This is a genomic window from Microbacterium sp. NPDC089186, from assembly GCF_040685115.1.
In the GTDB taxonomy this organism is placed as follows: Bacteria; Actinomycetota; Actinomycetes; order Actinomycetales; family Microbacteriaceae; genus Microbacterium; species Microbacterium galbum.
The window spans coordinates 215,935-232,137 of the sequence record NZ_JBFBHJ010000004.1 but is presented as its reverse complement, the minus strand read 5'-3'; the positions used below and the strand labels follow the sequence as shown (position 1 = coordinate 232,137).

The following is a 16,203-nucleotide window of genomic DNA, read 5'->3' as shown; positions in this document are numbered from 1 at the left end:
CCGCTCAGCGTTCTCACGGCCGGGACTCTGCGGCATCCCCCTCCTCCCCAGGCCCGGCCGCCGCGGGGCGGGTGTGGACGATCGGCGTGACGGGGGCGCACGCGGGTATCGTGAAGCGCGTGACCGCCGACACCTCGACGCCCTACGAAGACCTGCTCCGCGACGTCCTCGAGCAGGGCGTGCACAAGTCCGATCGCACCGGTACGGGCACCACGAGCGTGTTCGGCCGGCAGATCCGGTTCGACCTCGCCGAGGGGTTCCCTCTGGTGACGACCAAGCGCGTGCATCTCAAGTCGATCGTCTACGAGCTGCTGTGGTTCCTCCGTGGTGAGTCGAACGTGTCGTGGCTGCGGGAGAACGGCGTCACGATCTGGGACGAGTGGGCCGACGCCGACGGCGAGCTGGGGCCCGTCTACGGCGTGCAGTGGCGCTCCTGGCCGACCGCCGACGGCGGCACCATCGACCAGATCGCCCAGGTCGTCGAGCAGATCCGTCGCGATCCCGACTCGCGTCGCCTGATCGTGTCGGCGTGGAACCCCGCCGACATCCCCGACATGGCGCTCGCGCCGTGCCACGCGCTCTTCCAGTTCTACGTGGCCGACGGCAAGCTGTCGTGTCAGCTGTACCAGCGCAGCGCCGACATGTTCCTCGGTGTCCCCTTCAACATCGCGTCCTACGCGCTGCTGACGCTGATGATCGCGCAGCAGACGGGCCTCGAGCCGGGCGAGTTCGTGTGGACCGGCGGTGACTGCCACGTCTACGACAACCACCGCGCGCAGGTCGCCGAGCAGCTCACGCGCGAGGCGTACCCCGCCCCGACGCTGCGCTTCGCGCGCACCCCCGACTCGATCTTCGACTACTCCTACGACGACATCGTCGTCGAGGGGTATCAGCACCACCCCGCCATCCGCGCGGCCGTCGCCGTATGACCTCGGTCGGTCTCGTCTGGGCCGAAGCCCATGACGGCATCATCGGCGCCGAGGGCGGGATGCCGTGGCACGTCCCCGAAGACATGGCGCACTTCCGCGAGGTCACGGGCTCGCACGATGTGATCATGGGGCGTCGCACGTGGGAGTCCCTCCCGCCGCGATTCCGCCCCCTCCCGGGGCGGCGCAACATCGTGGTGACCCGCTCCGACGCGTGGACCGCTGAGGGGGCCGAGCGAGCAGGATCGCTCGACGAGGCCCTCGCGGCGGCCCGCGGAGCCGAGGTCTGGGTGATCGGCGGAGGCATGCTGTACGCCGAAGCCGTCGACCGCGCCGACGTCCTCGAGGTGACGCGTCTCGACCTCGCGGCCGACGGCGACACCCGCGCTCCGTCGACGCGGGGGTGGTCGCGGGTCGCCGCCGACCCCGCCGAGGGATGGCACACCTCGCGCAGCGGCATCCGGTATCGCTTCGAGACGTACCACCGGGGAGACTGAGATGACGCGCACCGCGGTGATCACGGGGGCGAGTTCGGGCCTCGGCGCCGAGTTCGCCCGGCAGCTCGCCGCGCGCGGCGCCGACCTGGTTCTCGTCGCCCGCGACGCAGCCGCCCTGGAGGCCGTCGCCGCCGAGGTGCGCGATCGTCACGGCGTCGCGGTCGAGGTCCTCAGCGCCGACCTCCTCGAGCCCGACGCTCTTTCGCGCGTCGAGGAGCGCCTCCTGGTCGGCGACGTGGCCGTGCTCGTGAACAACGCGGGATTCGGGCTCGACCTCGCCTTCGAAGAGAACGACGTCGACGCCGAGGTGCGCCACCTGCGACTGCACGTGGAGGCCGCCATGCGGCTCACGCACGCAGCGCTGCCCCCGATGCTCTCGCGGGGGAGCGGCCGCATCGTCAACGTGGCCTCCGTCGCCGGGTTCGTGCCGCGCGGAACCTATGGCGCCGCGAAAGGGTGGCTCATCTCGTTCAGCCGCTGGGCGAACGTCGTCTACCGTCCACGGGGCGTGACGGTGACGGCGGTCTGTCCGGGCTTCGTGCACACGAACTTCCACGAGCGCCTCGGCCTCCCTCCGGGGCAGGAGGGCGTGCCCGATCGCATGTGGCTCGACGCGGCCACCGTGGTGCGCGAGGGACTGCGCGACGCCGCACGGGGGCGCTCGGTGTCGGTGCCGTCGTGGCGGTACAAGCTCCTGGTCGCCGGGTCGCGCCTGCTGCCCGACGCGGTGGTCGTGCGCGCGGCGTCACGCGGGCGCTGATCCCCTTCGCGTCTCAGCGGAACCGACCCAACCGGATCCCGGCGAAGGCGAGGGCGGCGATCGTCTCCCCGTCGGTGATGCCGCCGCCCGCGATCAGCGCGAGCGCCTCGGCGAACGGGATCCACCGCACGGCGTCGATGCCCTCCTCGCTCTGCGAGGCCGTGGCATCCGTCATCGACAGGCCGCGCGCGAGGAAGACGTGCTCGGGGGCCTCGGCGATGCCGTTCAGGGCGTTCATCGCTCCCAGATCGTGCCACTCGGATGCCGTCACCCCGGCCTCCTCGAGCAGCTCACGTCGCGCCGCGAGGAGCGGATCCTCTCCGTCGGACCCGCCCGCGGGGATCTCGAGCGAACGACCCGTCGTGTACCTCTCGAGCTCGACGAAGCAGACGCGCTCGTCGTCATCGAGCGCGACGACGAACACCGCGGGGTTCTGCATACGCACCACCCCGTAGATGCCGTCGCCGTGCGGGCCGGTCACGTCATCCTCGCGGACGTTGATCCAGGGATTCTCGTACACGGTGCGCGTCGCGCGGGTCGTCCAGGCCATGCGCTCACCCTAGGACGCCCTCGCCGTCACGCATTGTTCACACCGACTGCGGGGGAGGCCGGGGGAGGACGCCGCCGAACCGATAACCTGGGATCATGACGCACTCCGGCAATCCCTTCGGTCAGGTGCTCGTCGCGCTCATCACTCCGATGACCGCCGACGGCGAAGTCGATTGGCCCGCCACCGAGAAGCACATCGACGACGTCATCACCGCCGGGGCCGACGGCATCGTCGTCACCGGCACCACGGGCGAGACCTCGACGCTCACCGACCCTGAGAAGCTGCGTCTGGTCGAGGTCGGCAAGAGCGTGTCGGCCGGTCGCGCCAAGATCATCACGGGCGGCGGCTCGAACGAGACCGCGCACGCGATCGAGCTCTACAAGGCCAGCGAGAAGGCCGGCGCCGACGGCATCATGATCGTCACGCCGTACTACAACAAGCCCACGCAGGCCGGCATCCTGACGCACTTCCGTCTCGTCGCCGACGCGACCGACCTGCCGGTCATCCTCTACGACATCCCCGGCCGCACGGGTGTGCCCATCAAGTACGAGACGATCCTGCGCCTCGCGAAGCACCCCAACATCCTCGCGATCAAAGACGCCAAGGGCGACTTCAGCGAGGTCAGCCGGGTGCTGAACCAGACCGACCTGATGTACTTCTCGGGCGACGACGCCAACGTCCTCCCGCACCTCTCGATCGGCGCGTCCGGCCTCATCGGTGTCACGGCGAACATCGCCGCCGCGCCCTACCGGACGATCGTGGATGCCGTGAACGCGGGCGATCTGGCGTCCGCCACCGCTGCGCACAAAGGCCTCGAACCGCTCGTCCGCGCCGTCATGACGCACGTACCGGGCACGGTCGCGGCGAAGTACATCCTGCACGGCCTCGGCCGCATCGGCAGCCCCCGGGTCCGCCTGCCCCTCGTCGGGCCGGAGGAGTGGGAAGCCGCCGTCATCGAAGACGAGTTGGCCCTCGTGAAGAACGTGGCCGGCGCCGACTTCTCCAACTTCCGCCCCGACCGCAACGCGGCCGCCGGCGGCGCGCTGCCGAAGGTGCACGGCACCACGAGATAAGCATCGGCGTCCGCCGAACCGCGGCCAGGGACGCCACACAGAGGGATGCCGCACGGCGGCATCCGAGGAGGCACATATGCCCACTACCCCGTTCGATCCGCCCGCGCTCGCCGCGGGCACCCTCCGCGTCATCCCGCTCGGCGGCCTCGGCGAAGTCGGTCGCAACATGACCGTTTTCGAGTACGACGGCAAGCTGCTCGTCGTCGACTGCGGCGTGCTCTTCCCCGAGGAGCACCAGCCCGGCGTCGACCTGATCCTGCCCGATTTCGAGCCCATCCGGCACCGTCTCGACGACATCGTCGGCGTCGTGCTGACCCACGGCCACGAGGACCACATCGGCGCCGTCCCCTACCTGCTCAAGCTCAAGGGCGACATCCCCCTCATCGGCTCGGGGCTCACCCTCGCTCTCATCGAGGCGAAGTTGAAAGAGCACCGCATCCGCCCGTACACCCTCACGGTGGCGGAGGGGCAGCGCGAGCAGGTCGGTCCGTTCGATCTCGAGTTCGTCGCGGTCAACCACTCGATCCCCGACGCCCTCGCCGTCGCGATCCGCACCCCTGCGGGTCTCGTTCTCGCCACGGGCGACTTCAAGATGGATCAGCTGCCGCTCGACGGTCGCATCACCGATCTCCGTGCGTTCGCGCGTCTCGGCGAGGAGGGCGTCGACCTGTTCCTCGTCGACTCCACCAACGCCGACGTGCCCGGGTTCACGCCCACGGAGCGCGGCATCGGCCCCGTGCTCGACCAGGTGATCGCCAAGGCGCCTCGCCGTGTCGTCGTCGCGAGCTTCTCCAGCCACGTGCACCGGGTGCAGCAGGTGCTCGACGCCGCCCACGCGAACGGTCGCCGTGTGGCGCTGCTCGGGCGTAGCATGGTGCGCAACATGGGGATCGCGGCCGACCTCGGCTACCTGAACGTGCCGGACGGCGTGCTCATCGACTACAAGAAGGCGCGCGACCTGCCCGACGACAAGATCGTCTACATGTCGACCGGGTCGCAGGGCGAGCCGATGGCCGTCCTCAGCCGCATGGCCAACCTGGATCACGCGATCGAACCCGGCGAGGGCGACACGATCATCCTGGCATCCAGCCAGATCCCCGGGAACGAGAACGCGATCTACCGCGTCATCGACGGGCTGACGAAGCTCGGTGCGACCGTGGTGCACAAGGGCAATGCCAAGGTGCACGTCTCGGGTCACGCCGCGGCGGGCGAGCTGCTGTACTGCTACAACATCCTCAAGCCCAAGAACGTCCTCCCCGTGCACGGCGAGTACCGCCACCTGATGGCGAACGCCAAGCTCGCTCGCGAGACCGGCATCCCCGAGAAGAACACCATCCTCGGCGAGAACGGCACGGTCGTCGATCTGCGCGACGGCGTGGCCGAGGTCGTGGGCCAGGTCGACATCGGCTTCGTGTACGTCGACGGGTCATCGGTGGGCGAGATCACGGATGCCGACCTGAAGGACCGACGCATCCTCGGCGAGGAGGGCTTCATCTCGGTCATCGTCGTCGTCGATTCCGCGACCGGCAAGATCGTGTCGGGACCCGAGATCCATGCCCGCGGCGTCGCGGAGGACGACAAGGTCTTCGACAGCGTGAAGCCGAAGATCGCGGCGGCACTGGCCGAGGCGGCGAAGTCGGGGGTCCGCGACAACCACGCGTTGTCCCAGGTCGTGCGTCGCACGATCGGACGCTGGGTCAACCAGTCGCTTCGTCGTCGGCCCATGATCGTACCGATGGTCATCGAGGCCTGAGCAGCCGAGCAGAGCGGAGCGCCGCGGGGATCCCCCCGCGGCGCTCCGTCGTTCCCGGGTTCCGTCTGCGATCACTCCGTGAGGCGAGGCGGGCCTGTTCGGGGCGCCCGGGCGGTCGGCGTGGTCACGCGGGTATGCCCTCGCTCGCTATCATGCGGGCATGCCCGGTCTCCCGATCCGTGCGGCTGTCCGTTCCGACGGCGCCTTCCTCGCCGATATGACCGTCGAGGCCGCCAACTGGCGCGCCGGTGGTGCCCGCCCCCGTCACGAGGTGCTGAGCAGTCCGGACCATCGCCGATACATCGCCGGGTGGCTGCGGCCGGGCGACGCGGGCTTCGTCGCCGAATCGCCGACGGGGGAGCCGATCGGCGCCGCCTGGTATCGGATGTTCCCGCGCGACGAGCCCGGATTCGCCTGGATCGGAACGGGCGTGCCCGAGCTGATCATCGGCGTGCGGCCCGTCTGGCGGTCTCACGGAACGGGACGAGCCCTGCTGCAGCACCTCGTGGACCACGCTCGCGGCGAGGGGTATGCGCGCCTCAGCCTCAGCGTGGAGCGCGACAACTTCGCCGTGTCGCTGTACCGCTCGGAGGCGTTCGCCGTCGTGCGGCGGGGGATCGGCCGCGACGTCATGGTCAAGCGCCTGCGCTGAACCCCGCGTCGGTACCTGCGAATGTCAGGGGTCGCGCCTACCGTGGAGGCATGGCTCGTACCTCGTCCCCGTCCGGCGGTCGCGCCCCCGCGAAGGGGTCGTCGCGATCGAAAGCCTCGGCGCCCGCGCCGAAGCGCTACGTCGACGAGCCCGAGAAGCCTCCCGTCGCCGCCCGCGCGTGGATGGCGGTCGCCCACGGCGTCGGCGGGATGTTCCGGGCGTTCGGCCCCGAGAACCTGGAGCGCGATCAGCGACGCGACGGCTTCCCGTTCTTCCTGGTCGTGCTCGCCGTCCTCGGTGCGGTCGTCGAGTGGTTCTTCATCGGCACGGAGGCCGCTGCCCTCATCAGCGCCTACAGCTTCGGCGCGCTCTTCGGCCGCGTCGCGTTCGTGCTCCCCGTCCTGCTCCTGCTGCTGGCGGGCTGGCTCTTCCGGCATCCCGCATCCGTCCACGACAACGGCCGCGTCGGCATCGGATTCGGGCTGTTCATCGTCACGCTCGCCGGCTTCTGTCACGTCGCCGGTGGTCGTCCCGTGCCGAGCGAAGGCGGACTGCCCGCCCTCAGCCCGGCGGGCGGCATCGCGGGCTGGATCGTGGGGGAGCCCCTGGCCTTCGCGCTCACCGACGTGGGCGCCTACATCGCGCTCTCCCTGGTGGCAGTGCTCAGCGTGCTGATCCTCACCAAGACGCCCCCCAACCGCATCGGACGTCGGCTCGGCGATCTCTACGCCTGGATGTTCGGGGTCGAGCGCTCCGAGCAGAGCGATGCCACCACGAAGGTCCTCGCCGTCGACGACGCCGACGACGAGCCCGCCGAGAAGTCGCTGCCCTGGTGGCGACGCAACAGGTCTGGCCGCGAAGAGGACGCCGACGGTTCCCTCGGCTCCGACGACCTCACGACCCTGCTCTCGCCCGGAACGACGCAGGGTGGTTTCGAGTCGGCGATGGTCGAGCCGGAGCCCGTCGCGCCCCGTGCGAAGGCGCCGACCCCGCCGCCGGTCCCGCCCGCGCCCGATGCCCTCACCGAGGTCTTCGACGCGAGCGCTCTCGCCGGTGCCGTATCCGGCCGCGGTCTGCACGACGACTCGTCGATCGATCTGGGCGACGACGACGATCTGCCGGGCATCTCGGGGCTCGGCGGCGACAGTGCCGGTGCGCCGCCCGCCGCGAACTACCGTCTGCCCGCCGTGACGGCGCTCGCGACCGGGACGCCCCCCAAGGCCCGCTCCGCGGCGAACGACGCGGTGGTCGCCGCCATCGAAAGCGTGATGGAGCAGTTCAAGGTCGACGCGCGGGTGACCGGGTTCTCGCGCGGTCCGACCGTCACGCAGTACGAGATCGAGGTCGGGCCCGGGGTGAAGGTCGAGCGCATCACCGCGCTGACCAACAACATCGCCTACGCCGTCGCCTCCAACGAGGTCCGCATCCTCGCCCCGATCCCCGGCAAGAGCGCGATCGGCGTCGAGATCCCAAACGCCGACCGCGAGATCGTGACGCTCGGCGACATCCTCCGATCGGATGCCGCGACCTCGTCGACGCATCCCATGACCATCGGCGTGGGCAAAGACGTCGGCGGCGGCTTCGTCGTGGCCAACCTGGCCAAGATGCCCCACCTTCTGGTCGCCGGATCGACGGGTTCGGGCAAGTCGAGCTTCGTCAACTCGATGATCACCAGCCTCCTGATGCGCGCCAAGCCGTCCGACGTGCGCATGGTGCTCATCGACCCCAAGCGCGTCGAGTTGACGTCCTACGCGGGGGTGCCCCACCTCATCACGCCGATCATCACGAACCCCAAGAAGGCCGCCGAAGCGCTGCAGTGGGTCGTGAAGGAGATGGACATGCGGTACGACGACCTCGCGTCGTTCGGCTTCCGTCACATCGACGACTTCAACAAGGCGGTCGTCGCGGGGGAGATCCAGCTGCCGGCCGGGAGCGAGCGGGTGCTCAAGCCCTATCCGTATCTTCTGGTCGTCGTCGACGAGCTGGCCGACCTCATGATGGTCGCCCCCCGCGACGTCGAGGACTCGATCGTCCGCATCACCCAGCTCGCCCGCGCGAGCGGCATCCACCTCGTCCTGGCGACGCAGCGTCCGTCGGTCGATGTCGTGACCGGCCTCATCAAGGCGAACGTGCCCTCGCGCCTCGCCTTCGCCGTGACGAGCGTCACCGACTCCCGCGTCATCCTGGATCAGCCCGGTGCCGACCGGTTGATCGGTCAGGGCGACGGTCTCTTCCTGCCCATGGGGGCGTCCAAGGCCGTCCGCGTGCAGGGAGCGTGGGTGAGCGAGCAGGAGATCGAGAAGGTCGTCGCTCACGTCACGCAGCAGGCTCGGCCCGAGTACCGCGCCGACGTGCAGGCGGCCGCCGAGAAGAAGGAGATCGACGCCGACATCGGTGACGATCTCGAGCTCCTGCTCGCGGCCGCGGAGCTGGTGGTCTCGACGCAGTTCGGGTCGACCTCGATGCTCCAGCGCAAGCTGCGCGTCGGTTTCGCGAAAGCGGGGCGCCTGATGGACCTGCTCGAGTCGCGCGAGATCGTCGGTCCCTCTGAGGGATCGAAGGCCCGCGACGTGCTCGTCACCAACGAGCAGCTTCCTGCCGTCCTCGCGCGTCTGCGCGGCGATGAGGCGCCCGAGGCCCCCGCGGCCGTCGGCGACGACGACCGGTACGGCGAGGACCCGATCGAGGCGCAATACGAAGGGCTGCCTGTCGTGGAAGACGACGAGGGCTCCGAAGACGCCTGGCAGCTGACGGGACGCGACTGATGGCCGTGCACCCGCAGCTCCCCAACGCGATCACGATCGTGCGCATCCTGTGCGCACCGGTCTTCCTCTGGCTGCTTCTGGCCGACGCGGGGGAGGGCGGTGCACTCCGCTGGGCCGCCGCCATCCTGTTCATCGTCGCCATCGCGACGGACGGGGTCGACGGGTACATCGCCCGGCGATACGAGATCGTGAGCGATCTCGGCAAGCTGCTCGACCCGATCGCCGACAAGGCCCTCACCGGAGTGGCCTTCGTCGGGCTGTCCATCCTCGGCGAGCTGCCGTGGTGGGTGACCATCATCGTGCTCGTCCGTGAGATCGGCATCACGATCTACCGGTTCATCGTCGTCAGCAACCACGTGCTCGCCGCGGCGTGGATGGGCAAGCTCAAGACCGTCTTCCAGGCCGTCGCGCTCTCGATCGCCCTCATCCCGTTCGCCGGCCTCTCCGACGCGGGAGCATGGCAGAGCAGCGTGTGGTGGGTCTCGGTCGTGACCATGACGATCGCCGTCATCCTGACCATCGCCTCGGGCATCGACTACGTCGTGACCGAGGTCCGTGCTGCACGGCGGAGCCGAGGGCGCCGGTGATCGACGGCGTTCCCGACGACCTCGACGAGACGCTCGTCCGCGACCCGCGCGAGAGCGCGGCGGTGCTGCTGGACCGTCTCGCCGAGCTCGGGTGGACGATCGCCGTTGCGGAATCCCTCACCGGAGGTCTCGTCGTCGCATCTCTCGTCGATGTGCCGGGCGCTTCGCGGGTGGTGCGCGGGGGAGTGGTCGCTTACGCGACCGACCTCAAACACAGCGTGCTCGGAGTCGATCACGCCCTGCTCGACGCGCACGGCGCCGTTCATCCTCGCGTGGCACGCCAGATGGCGCGCGGGGTCAGAGATGTCCTCGGTGCGGACGGCGTCCCCGCCGATGTCGGCGTCGCGACGACGGGAGTGGCGGGTCCCGACGAGCAGGACGGACAACCCGTCGGCACGGTGCACATCGCGGTCTCGACGCCGCTGGGCACCCGCGTCGACTCGCTGGTGATCGCGGGGGACCGCGACCGCATCCGCCGGGAGACCGCCCATCTGGCCATCCGGCGGGTCCTCGCGGCCCTGTGAATCCTCGTCCGTGGAGGATCGACGCCGAGTGCGGGAACAAATGATCGCACACTCCGGTTTCGTCCAGCGATTCCCATCCGGTGCACAGCGCGCGGCATTAGGGTGACCACAGATGGTGTTTTACAGTTGCTCATCCGGGCAGCGACGGAATCAGCAGTGAGGAGGGCCCCAAATGATCCTGGTTCGTCAAGAGATCGGCGAAGTCCTGCGTGACCTCCGCCAGCAGAAGGGCCGTACCCTCCGCCAGGTCGCCAGTCGCGCGAGCGTCGCCCTCGGCTATCTCAGCGAGGTCGAGCGCGGTCAGAAAGAAGCCTCGAGCGAGATCCTCGCTTCGGTGGCCGAAGCGCTCGACGTCCCCATCTCGACCATCATGCGCCAGGTGGGCGACCGGCTCTCCGTGCTCGAGGGCCTCCAGACCTTCCCCGACGTCGTCCCCGACGAACTCGTCGCCGCGGTCGAGCCCGAGCTGTCGCTGCGCTGACGTCGCGTCCGCATGCGTCGTAGCGAATTCGATCGCGCTGTCGCCGATGAGTTCGGCGCCCGCGGTGGCTCCCTGCTGACCGATCTCGTGTTGTCGGCGGTGGGGGGACGCACCAGTGCCGATGCTCTCGCGGCCGGCGTCGATCCTCGCGACGTGTGGCTCGCGCTCTGCGCTGAGACCGACGTACCGGAGAACCGTCGGTACGGCGTCGGGCGGCTCGAACCGCGTCGGTCCTGAGACGTCGATCTCGGTATCGCCTCGGTCGGCCACCCGTGAGGCCGGCTCCCTTCGACAGCGCGGATCGGGGCCGAACGGGTGCGGGCTGATGCACGCGCCCCGCAGGGCAGCGCGCCGCCGGGCTTTCGGGACTCACAGACGAGATCCCGGCGTGTCATCGAATCTACGTTCGATTCGGGCGTAGGCTCCTTCACAACGAGCTTCGTGCCCCGTTCATCCCCAGGAAGGCCGTCTCCCGACACCAATGTCGGAGGCCCTCTCTAACGTGAGGAACGTCGAACGACACTCTGAACGCCTTGTCGGGTGCCCCATCGTCGATGGGGGACGCGACAGCCTATAGGCGACCGGAACGCGAGCAGAAAGAAGACGTCATGCCCTCACCCGCAGAGCGCGAAAAGGCCCTCGAATCCGCCCTGGCGCAGATCGACCGGCAGTTCGGAAAGGGCTCGGTCATGCGACTGGGCAGCGACGACCGCGCCCCGATCGAGACCATCCCCACCGGCTCCGTCGCCCTCGACGTGGCCCTCGGTATCGGCGGCCTGCCGCGCGGTCGCATCATCGAGATCTACGGACCGGAGTCGTCGGGTAAGACGACGCTGACGCTCCACGCCATCGCCAACGCGCAGCGTGCCGGCGGCATCGCCGCGTTCATCGACGCCGAGCACGCGCTCGACCCCGAGTACGCCAAGAAGCTCGGCGTCGACATCGACGCTCTGCTCGTGTCTCAGCCCGACACCGGTGAGCAGGCCCTCGAGATCGCCGACATGCTGATCCGCTCCGGCGCGATCGACCTCGTCGTCATCGACTCCGTCGCCGCTCTCGTGCCCGAGGCCGAGATCAAGGGCGAAATGGGCGACTCCCACGTCGGTCTCCAGGCGCGCCTCATGTCGCAGGCGCTCCGCAAGCTGACGGGTGGTCTGAACACGACCAAGACCACGGCGATCTTCATCAACCAGCTGCGCGAGAAGATCGGTGTCTTCTTCGGTTCTCCCGAGACGACGGCGGGTGGAAAGGCGCTGAAGTTCTACGCCTCCGTGCGCCTCGACATCCGTCGTATCGAGACCTTGAAAGACGGCACCGAAGCAGTCGGAAACCGCACCCGCGTCAAGGTCGTCAAGAACAAGATGGCGCCGCCCTTCAAGCAGGCCGAGTTCGACATCCTCTACGGCGTGGGGATCTCACGCGAGGGCAGCCTGATCGACTTCGGCGTCGAGCACGCCATCGTGAAGAAGTCCGGCGCGTGGTACACGTACGAGGGAGAGCAGCTCGGGCAGGGCAAGGAGAACGCCCGCAACTTCCTCATCAAGAACCCGGATGTCGCGGCCGAGATCGAGTCGAAGATCAAGACCAAGCTCGGCATCGGTGGAGCGCCTGCTGTGGCGGCACCCGCCGACGACGAGCTCGCCCAGCGCCGCCCGGCGTGATGAGCGACGACACCAAGGGCCCCGTCCGTCCGCGTTCGTCAGGCGGCGAAGACGGGCGGGGTTCCTCGGCGTCGGATTCGCCGGATTCGCCGTGGGCCCATGTCACCGATACAGGGGTCGCAACCGCGAGCGATGACGGCAGCGCGCCAGCGGATCCACCCGCTTCGCGTCACGACGACACCGGCGCGCGCACAGGCTCGACCGCCTCGAGTGAAGACGCCGACGCGCCCACAGATTCGACCGCCTCGCGTGACGGCGCCGATGCGCGCGCGGGCCGGACGGCTTCCCTGCGTGCTGTCGACACCGATCTCGCACCGGTCATTCCCCTGTTCGGGGTGTCGGCGGCGACGCGCTCCGGCCGCGCCTCCGAGGGCGCCCACCCGTCGCGCGGTCGTGCCGCTGCCGCGGATCCCACGACGGCGGGTGATGTCGCGGTCCCTCGGTCGACGCGTCCGCGACTGAGGGCGCTGAGAAGCGACACATCGTCCGGCGAGTCCGCTCACGATTCCCCCGCCGCGGCGTGGAACCTCCCCGGGGGTGATTCGCTTTCGCTCTGTGCGACAGACTCACGCGGAACCGGTGCAGACGCCGACGTCGACGATGCGCTCGAACGTGCCGAAGCGCTTCTGCTTCGCAAACTCCGTTCGCGCTCGTTGTCACTGGCGGAAGCGCGAACGGCCCTCCGCGGCGTCGACGGCGCGGACGAGGTCGTCATCGAAGAGCTGATCGCCAAGTTCGTGGATCTCGGCTATCTCGACGACGCGGCGTTCGCGGAACAACTCGCGATGTCGGCGATCGAGAAGCGCGGCGAAGGTCGTCGGGCTGTGGCCGAGACGCTGCGCAAGCGCGGCATCCCTCGAGACGTCGCGGAAGCCGCACTCGCAGAGCTTCCCGACGACGACGCGGAGCGCGCGCTGGAATTCGCCCGCACCAAAGTCCGCGGCGTGGACGGCAAAGACTACGATGCGTCGCTCCGGCGACTGGCCGGTCAGCTGGCGCGGCGGGGATATCCGTCGTCGGTGGCTCTGTCGGCCGCGAAGACGGCGCTGAGCGAGGCGGGGATCGGACGGTCGCGGTCTTTCAGCCGGCCGACGTCAGGCGTGCGTTTCACTCCTGACGACTGACCGGAGTGAGGCGTGCGTTCGCCCTCGACCCGTATGGGGCGTGCGTTTGCCGCTGACCGGCGTGCGTTCGCCCCTGACCGGTGTTCATCCCTGACCGGCGTGAGGGGAGCGTTCAGCCCTGACGACTGTTCCCGTCGGCATCCTGCGGGTCAGGCAGACGCGCGACGACACCCTGCGCCACCATGCGCGCGAGCTCGCGCCGCGACGGTGCTCCGACTTTCGAGCGCGCCTGGTACACGTGGGACTCCACGGTCCGGACGGAGAGGAACAGACGAGCGGCGATCGCCCGGTTGGTGAGCCCTTCGTTCGCGAGGAGAGCGATCTCACGTTCTCGGGCTGTGAGCTCCTCGGGCGGCGGGGAGGCAACGGGCGCCGGAGCGGGTGCGGGAGCGGGGATCACCGCTTCGGCGGCGGGCGCCGACCACAGCGCGTGGAGCCGAAGCTCATCGACGGGTCGCGCGTCGTCGGCTCCGACTGACCGGGCTGACGCCCGGCGAACCGCGTTCGTCGCGAGGGGGAGGTCCGTCGTGGCGGCCAGCTGCACGAGTTCGTCGATCTCGTCCTGCACGGCGATGTCGAGACTCACGAGCCGATACAGGTCGCGAATCCGCAGGGCCGCTGCCGTGCAATCGCGGCTGAGATCGGCGGCGGCGCGCGCGGCGGCACGCGCCTCGGCGACCCGCGCCTCCGCGACCAGGACGGTCGTCTCGACGTAGAGGCGGCTGCGACGCACAATGAGCGGCCCGTCCTCATCGACGTGCGCGAGGATGGCGCGCGCCTCCTCCAGCCGCTGCGCAAGAGCCAATTCCTCCGCGACATCCAGTCTCAGCATCGCGGCCGTGGAGTCGCCCACCGCGGCCGGGTCCCGGCGCATGGCCGAAACCACCTCGCGATACGCCTGCACGGGTCGCCCGGACGCAGCGAACGCGATGGCCGCGGCGACGCCCGCGACGGTCAGTTCGGAAGAGCCGCCCTCACGCGCGGCCGGACCGAGCTCGCGTTCGAGGCGGTGCTGAGCCGCAGTGCCATCGGCTCCGGCGATCTGGTGCCCCACGAGGAGCGAGAGCAACGTCGCCAGCCGATCTCGGGTGGTGATCCCGGGTGGGCGTGGGTCCGCGTCGAGCAGACGTTGCGCGTCGCGGTAGTGGGTTCGAGCGACGGCCCAGCGGCCCCGAAGAGTCTCCATGGTGCCCGCCGTCACGAGAGCCCGCAGTCGCCCCAGGGGCGAGGCGCCGGGGATCGAGATCGCCAGCTCGGCGAGTTCGCTCGCCTTCGCGGAGTCGAGCCGGTCACCCGCCCGCGCCGCCTCGCCGAGCAGGCGCTCCACCTGGGCGTCCGCCTCGGCCTGCTCGGGCGAGATCCGCGCCGCATCGGTGGAGAGCGGCATCCCCGCCGCCGCTCTGTACGCCTGCAGACGAGCGATCCGGCGGCGGGCGGAACCGTCGGCGACGACGCCGTCCGGGTCGACCACGTCGTGCCGCGCGAGAGCGGTTTCGATGTGCAGCGCGGGGTCATCGACGGCAGCGAGGCCGCGCGCGGCGTGGGCGGCCGCATGGGCGGGGTCCCCGCGGTCATTCGCCTCTCGCGCCGCGTCGAGTGCCACCCGGGCGCGAAGCGCCGGGTCATAGGCCGTTTCGCCCGAGGCGTCGAAACCGAGACGGTGCCATCGTTCGGAGACGGCGACCGCGATGGTGGAGCTCCACCAGCGGTCGGCCTCGGCGAGCATGCGTCTGCCGGCGCCGTCGATGATCGCATCGACGACATCGTCGCCGAGTTGCCGGTGCGCCTGGAGCGCGAAGAGATCGTTGGCCGTGAGGCGCTGTTCCGCCGAGGAATCGGCGTGGAGGAGGCCGCTGCCGAGAAGCGCGCCGACGGCCTCGGGGTCGAACAGGCGTGTGGCGACCGCGAACTCGAGGTGGGCCAGGCGGCGCACACCGGCGAGGCACTCGAGGTCCTGCCGCAGAAAGCCGGCGACGTGGCGTTCCACCGCGACGGCGAGTCGGCTGTCGGGGGCGACGGAGCGGACCGCCCGGAGCGGATCGCGGCCGTCGCGGGCAGCCCGGAGCGCCTCCAGCACGAGCTGACGCAGCAGTGTGCGGGAGCCGTCCGCGCGCCAGATGAGGCCCGCCCGCGTCGGCACGTCGAGCAGATCCGCGTCAGGGAAGAGCGCGATCATGCGCCGTGCGTCGTCGTCGGTGAGCTCCGACAGGTCGATGCGTCGAGCGAAGCCGTCCATCCAGAGGTCGAGGAACGTGCGGCGCACCTTGTCGGCGTCATCGGGGCGGTACCGCGACCGAGGGCGAGCGGTGCGCAGCCCGACAACAGCGGTCGCCCGGCCTGCGGCCACCGCATGGGCGAGCGCACGCGCTGAGGCGGGATCGAGGGCGTCGACGTCGTCGATGACGACCACGCCCTCGATCCGCGTCGGTGATCCTTCGCTCAGATTGCGCAGGGCGGGGTGGCCGGTAGCGACCAGGGCTCCGAATGGGACGGCCCTCAGCGCTGAGGCCGGCCGGACGATGATGACCTCGCGTCCGCGCTTCTCGACCTCCGCCGTGATGGCCCGGAGGACGTAGCTACGGCCGCTTCCACGTGGCCCCGCCACCACCATGGAGACGCCGGCCTGCACACGGGATGCCAGGTCGATCACATCCCGATCGGAACCGATCACTGCGCGCGACCACGAGGTCGCCTGTTCTGTCCGCATACTTCTCCCCCCGGATACCCGCAGGCGGACGGGTCAGCGTGGGCACACACTATCGATCAGCTATGCGCGCCGCTAGGCCGGTGAACGAAGGAACGTGGGCGTTTCGCGATCAGCGTCGTCCGGCGGTACGCGTCGAGGTCTGG

The 16,203-nt window shown here is 69.9% G+C and carries 15 protein-coding genes; 13 read left to right on the top strand and 2 right to left on the bottom strand.

The annotated features are described in order from the left end of the window. The first annotated feature begins 119 nt into the window (after positions 1 to 119). Genes AB0N82_RS14955 through AB0N82_RS14945 form a run of 3 tightly spaced genes read left to right on the top strand, consistent with a single transcriptional unit; the run spans position 120 to position 2,183 of the window. Entirely contained in the window at positions 120 to 929 is an 810-nt protein-coding gene (locus tag AB0N82_RS14955) for a thymidylate synthase (protein WP_363392595.1), read from the top strand. Beyond that, positions 926 to 1,423: a dihydrofolate reductase gene (locus AB0N82_RS14950; RefSeq protein WP_363392592.1), complete on the top strand. Its 498-nt coding sequence runs from the start codon at positions 926 to 928 to the stop codon at positions 1,421 to 1,423. The genes AB0N82_RS14955 and AB0N82_RS14950 overlap by 4 nt, the downstream gene beginning before the upstream one ends. A gap of 1 nt (position 1,424) precedes the next feature. Further along, positions 1,425 to 2,183, top strand: a complete 759-nt coding sequence (locus tag AB0N82_RS14945; RefSeq protein WP_363392589.1) for an SDR family NAD(P)-dependent oxidoreductase — start codon at positions 1,425 to 1,427, stop codon at positions 2,181 to 2,183. Positions 2,184 to 2,196: 13 nt separating this feature from the next. Here the strand turns inward: AB0N82_RS14945 and AB0N82_RS14940 are convergent, their stop codons facing one another. After that, the gene (locus tag AB0N82_RS14940) at positions 2,197 to 2,733 is read right to left on the bottom strand and encodes an NUDIX hydrolase (protein WP_315993093.1); all 537 of its coding nucleotides are present in this window, start codon (positions 2,731 to 2,733) and stop codon (positions 2,197 to 2,199) included. 95 nt (positions 2,734 to 2,828) lie between these two features. On the opposite strand from AB0N82_RS14940, the gene dapA reads away from it, so the two are divergent. From dapA to AB0N82_RS14890, 10 genes are all read left to right on the top strand, one after another. Further along, a complete protein-coding gene (gene dapA / locus AB0N82_RS14935) occupies positions 2,829 to 3,806 on the top strand; it encodes a 4-hydroxy-tetrahydrodipicolinate synthase (RefSeq protein WP_058232286.1) in 978 nt (325 codons plus the stop codon). 76 nt (positions 3,807 to 3,882) lie between these two features. After that, positions 3,883 to 5,559, top strand: coding sequence for a ribonuclease J (locus AB0N82_RS14930; protein WP_315993091.1), 1,677 nt, complete (start codon positions 3,883 to 3,885; stop codon positions 5,557 to 5,559). 160 nt (positions 5,560 to 5,719) lie between these two features. Further along, positions 5,720 to 6,211, top strand: a complete 492-nt coding sequence (locus tag AB0N82_RS14925) for a GNAT family N-acetyltransferase (protein WP_315993090.1) — start codon at positions 5,720 to 5,722, stop codon at positions 6,209 to 6,211. A 50-nt stretch (positions 6,212 to 6,261) separates the two neighbouring features. Next, positions 6,262 to 8,976 carry a DNA translocase FtsK 4TM domain-containing protein gene (locus AB0N82_RS14920; protein WP_315993089.1) on the top strand — a complete coding sequence of 905 codons (2,715 nt, stop codon included), beginning with the start codon at positions 6,262 to 6,264 and terminating at the stop codon, positions 8,974 to 8,976. Beyond that, positions 8,976 to 9,563 carry a CDP-diacylglycerol--glycerol-3-phosphate 3-phosphatidyltransferase gene (pgsA, locus tag AB0N82_RS14915; RefSeq protein ID WP_363392583.1) on the top strand — a complete coding sequence of 196 codons (588 nt, stop codon included), beginning with the start codon at positions 8,976 to 8,978 and terminating at the stop codon, positions 9,561 to 9,563. The genes AB0N82_RS14920 and pgsA overlap by 1 nt, the downstream gene beginning before the upstream one ends. After that, complete coding sequence (locus tag AB0N82_RS14910; RefSeq protein ID WP_315993087.1) at positions 9,560 to 10,087, top strand: CinA family protein; 528 nt, start codon at positions 9,560 to 9,562, stop codon at positions 10,085 to 10,087. Before pgsA ends, AB0N82_RS14910 begins: the two co-directional genes overlap by 4 nt. A 172-nt stretch (positions 10,088 to 10,259) precedes the next feature. Then, the gene (locus AB0N82_RS14905; protein ID WP_108319449.1) at positions 10,260 to 10,568 is read left to right on the top strand and encodes a helix-turn-helix transcriptional regulator; all 309 of its coding nucleotides are present in this window, start codon (positions 10,260 to 10,262) and stop codon (positions 10,566 to 10,568) included. A gap of 12 nt (positions 10,569 to 10,580) precedes the next feature. Beyond that, a complete protein-coding gene (locus tag AB0N82_RS14900) occupies positions 10,581 to 10,805 on the top strand; it encodes a DUF3046 domain-containing protein (protein WP_108319447.1) in 225 nt (74 codons plus the stop codon). 371 nt (positions 10,806 to 11,176) lie between these two features. After that, a complete protein-coding gene (recA, locus tag AB0N82_RS14895) occupies positions 11,177 to 12,229 on the top strand; it encodes a recombinase RecA (RefSeq protein ID WP_315993086.1) in 1,053 nt (350 codons plus the stop codon). Beyond that, entirely contained in the window at positions 12,229 to 13,353 is a 1,125-nt protein-coding gene (locus AB0N82_RS14890; protein WP_363392577.1) for a regulatory protein RecX, read from the top strand. Before recA ends, AB0N82_RS14890 begins: the two co-directional genes overlap by 1 nt. Before the next feature lie 112 nt (positions 13,354 to 13,465). On the opposite strand, the gene AB0N82_RS14885 is transcribed toward AB0N82_RS14890, so the two are convergent. Continuing rightward, complete coding sequence (locus AB0N82_RS14885; protein ID WP_363392574.1) at positions 13,466 to 16,060, bottom strand: helix-turn-helix transcriptional regulator; 2,595 nt, start codon at positions 16,058 to 16,060, stop codon at positions 13,466 to 13,468. Between the last annotated feature and the right edge of the window lie 143 nt (positions 16,061 to 16,203).

What these genes read in the sequence shown, in the direction of transcription:
- AB0N82_RS14950 (WP_363392592.1), top strand. Translation starts at nt 926, where the DNA reads ATGACCTCGGTCGGTCTCGTCTGGGCCGAAGCCCATGACGGCATCATC.
- AB0N82_RS14945 (WP_363392589.1), top strand. Translation starts at nt 1,425, where the DNA reads ATGACGCGCACCGCGGTGATCACGGGGGCGAGTTCGGGCCTCGGCGCC.
- AB0N82_RS14940 (WP_315993093.1), bottom strand. Translation starts at nt 2,733, where the DNA reads ATGGCCTGGACGACCCGCGCGACGCGCACCGTGTACGAGAATCCCTGG.
- dapA (WP_058232286.1), top strand. Translation starts at nt 2,829, where the DNA reads ATGACGCACTCCGGCAATCCCTTCGGTCAGGTGCTCGTCGCGCTCATC.
- AB0N82_RS14930 (WP_315993091.1), top strand. Translation starts at nt 3,883, where the DNA reads ATGCCCACTACCCCGTTCGATCCGCCCGCGCTCGCCGCGGGCACCCTC.
- AB0N82_RS14925 (WP_315993090.1), top strand. Translation starts at nt 5,720, where the DNA reads ATGCCCGGTCTCCCGATCCGTGCGGCTGTCCGTTCCGACGGCGCCTTC.
- AB0N82_RS14920 (WP_315993089.1), top strand. Translation starts at nt 6,262, where the DNA reads ATGGCTCGTACCTCGTCCCCGTCCGGCGGTCGCGCCCCCGCGAAGGGG.
- pgsA (WP_363392583.1), top strand. Translation starts at nt 8,976, where the DNA reads ATGGCCGTGCACCCGCAGCTCCCCAACGCGATCACGATCGTGCGCATC.
- AB0N82_RS14905 (WP_108319449.1), top strand. Translation starts at nt 10,260, where the DNA reads ATGATCCTGGTTCGTCAAGAGATCGGCGAAGTCCTGCGTGACCTCCGC.
- AB0N82_RS14900 (WP_108319447.1), top strand. Translation starts at nt 10,581, where the DNA reads ATGCGTCGTAGCGAATTCGATCGCGCTGTCGCCGATGAGTTCGGCGCC.
- recA (WP_315993086.1), top strand. Translation starts at nt 11,177, where the DNA reads ATGCCCTCACCCGCAGAGCGCGAAAAGGCCCTCGAATCCGCCCTGGCG.
- AB0N82_RS14890 (WP_363392577.1), top strand. Translation starts at nt 12,229, where the DNA reads ATGAGCGACGACACCAAGGGCCCCGTCCGTCCGCGTTCGTCAGGCGGC.
- AB0N82_RS14885 (WP_363392574.1), bottom strand. Translation starts at nt 16,060, where the DNA reads ATGCGGACAGAACAGGCGACCTCGTGGTCGCGCGCAGTGATCGGTTCC.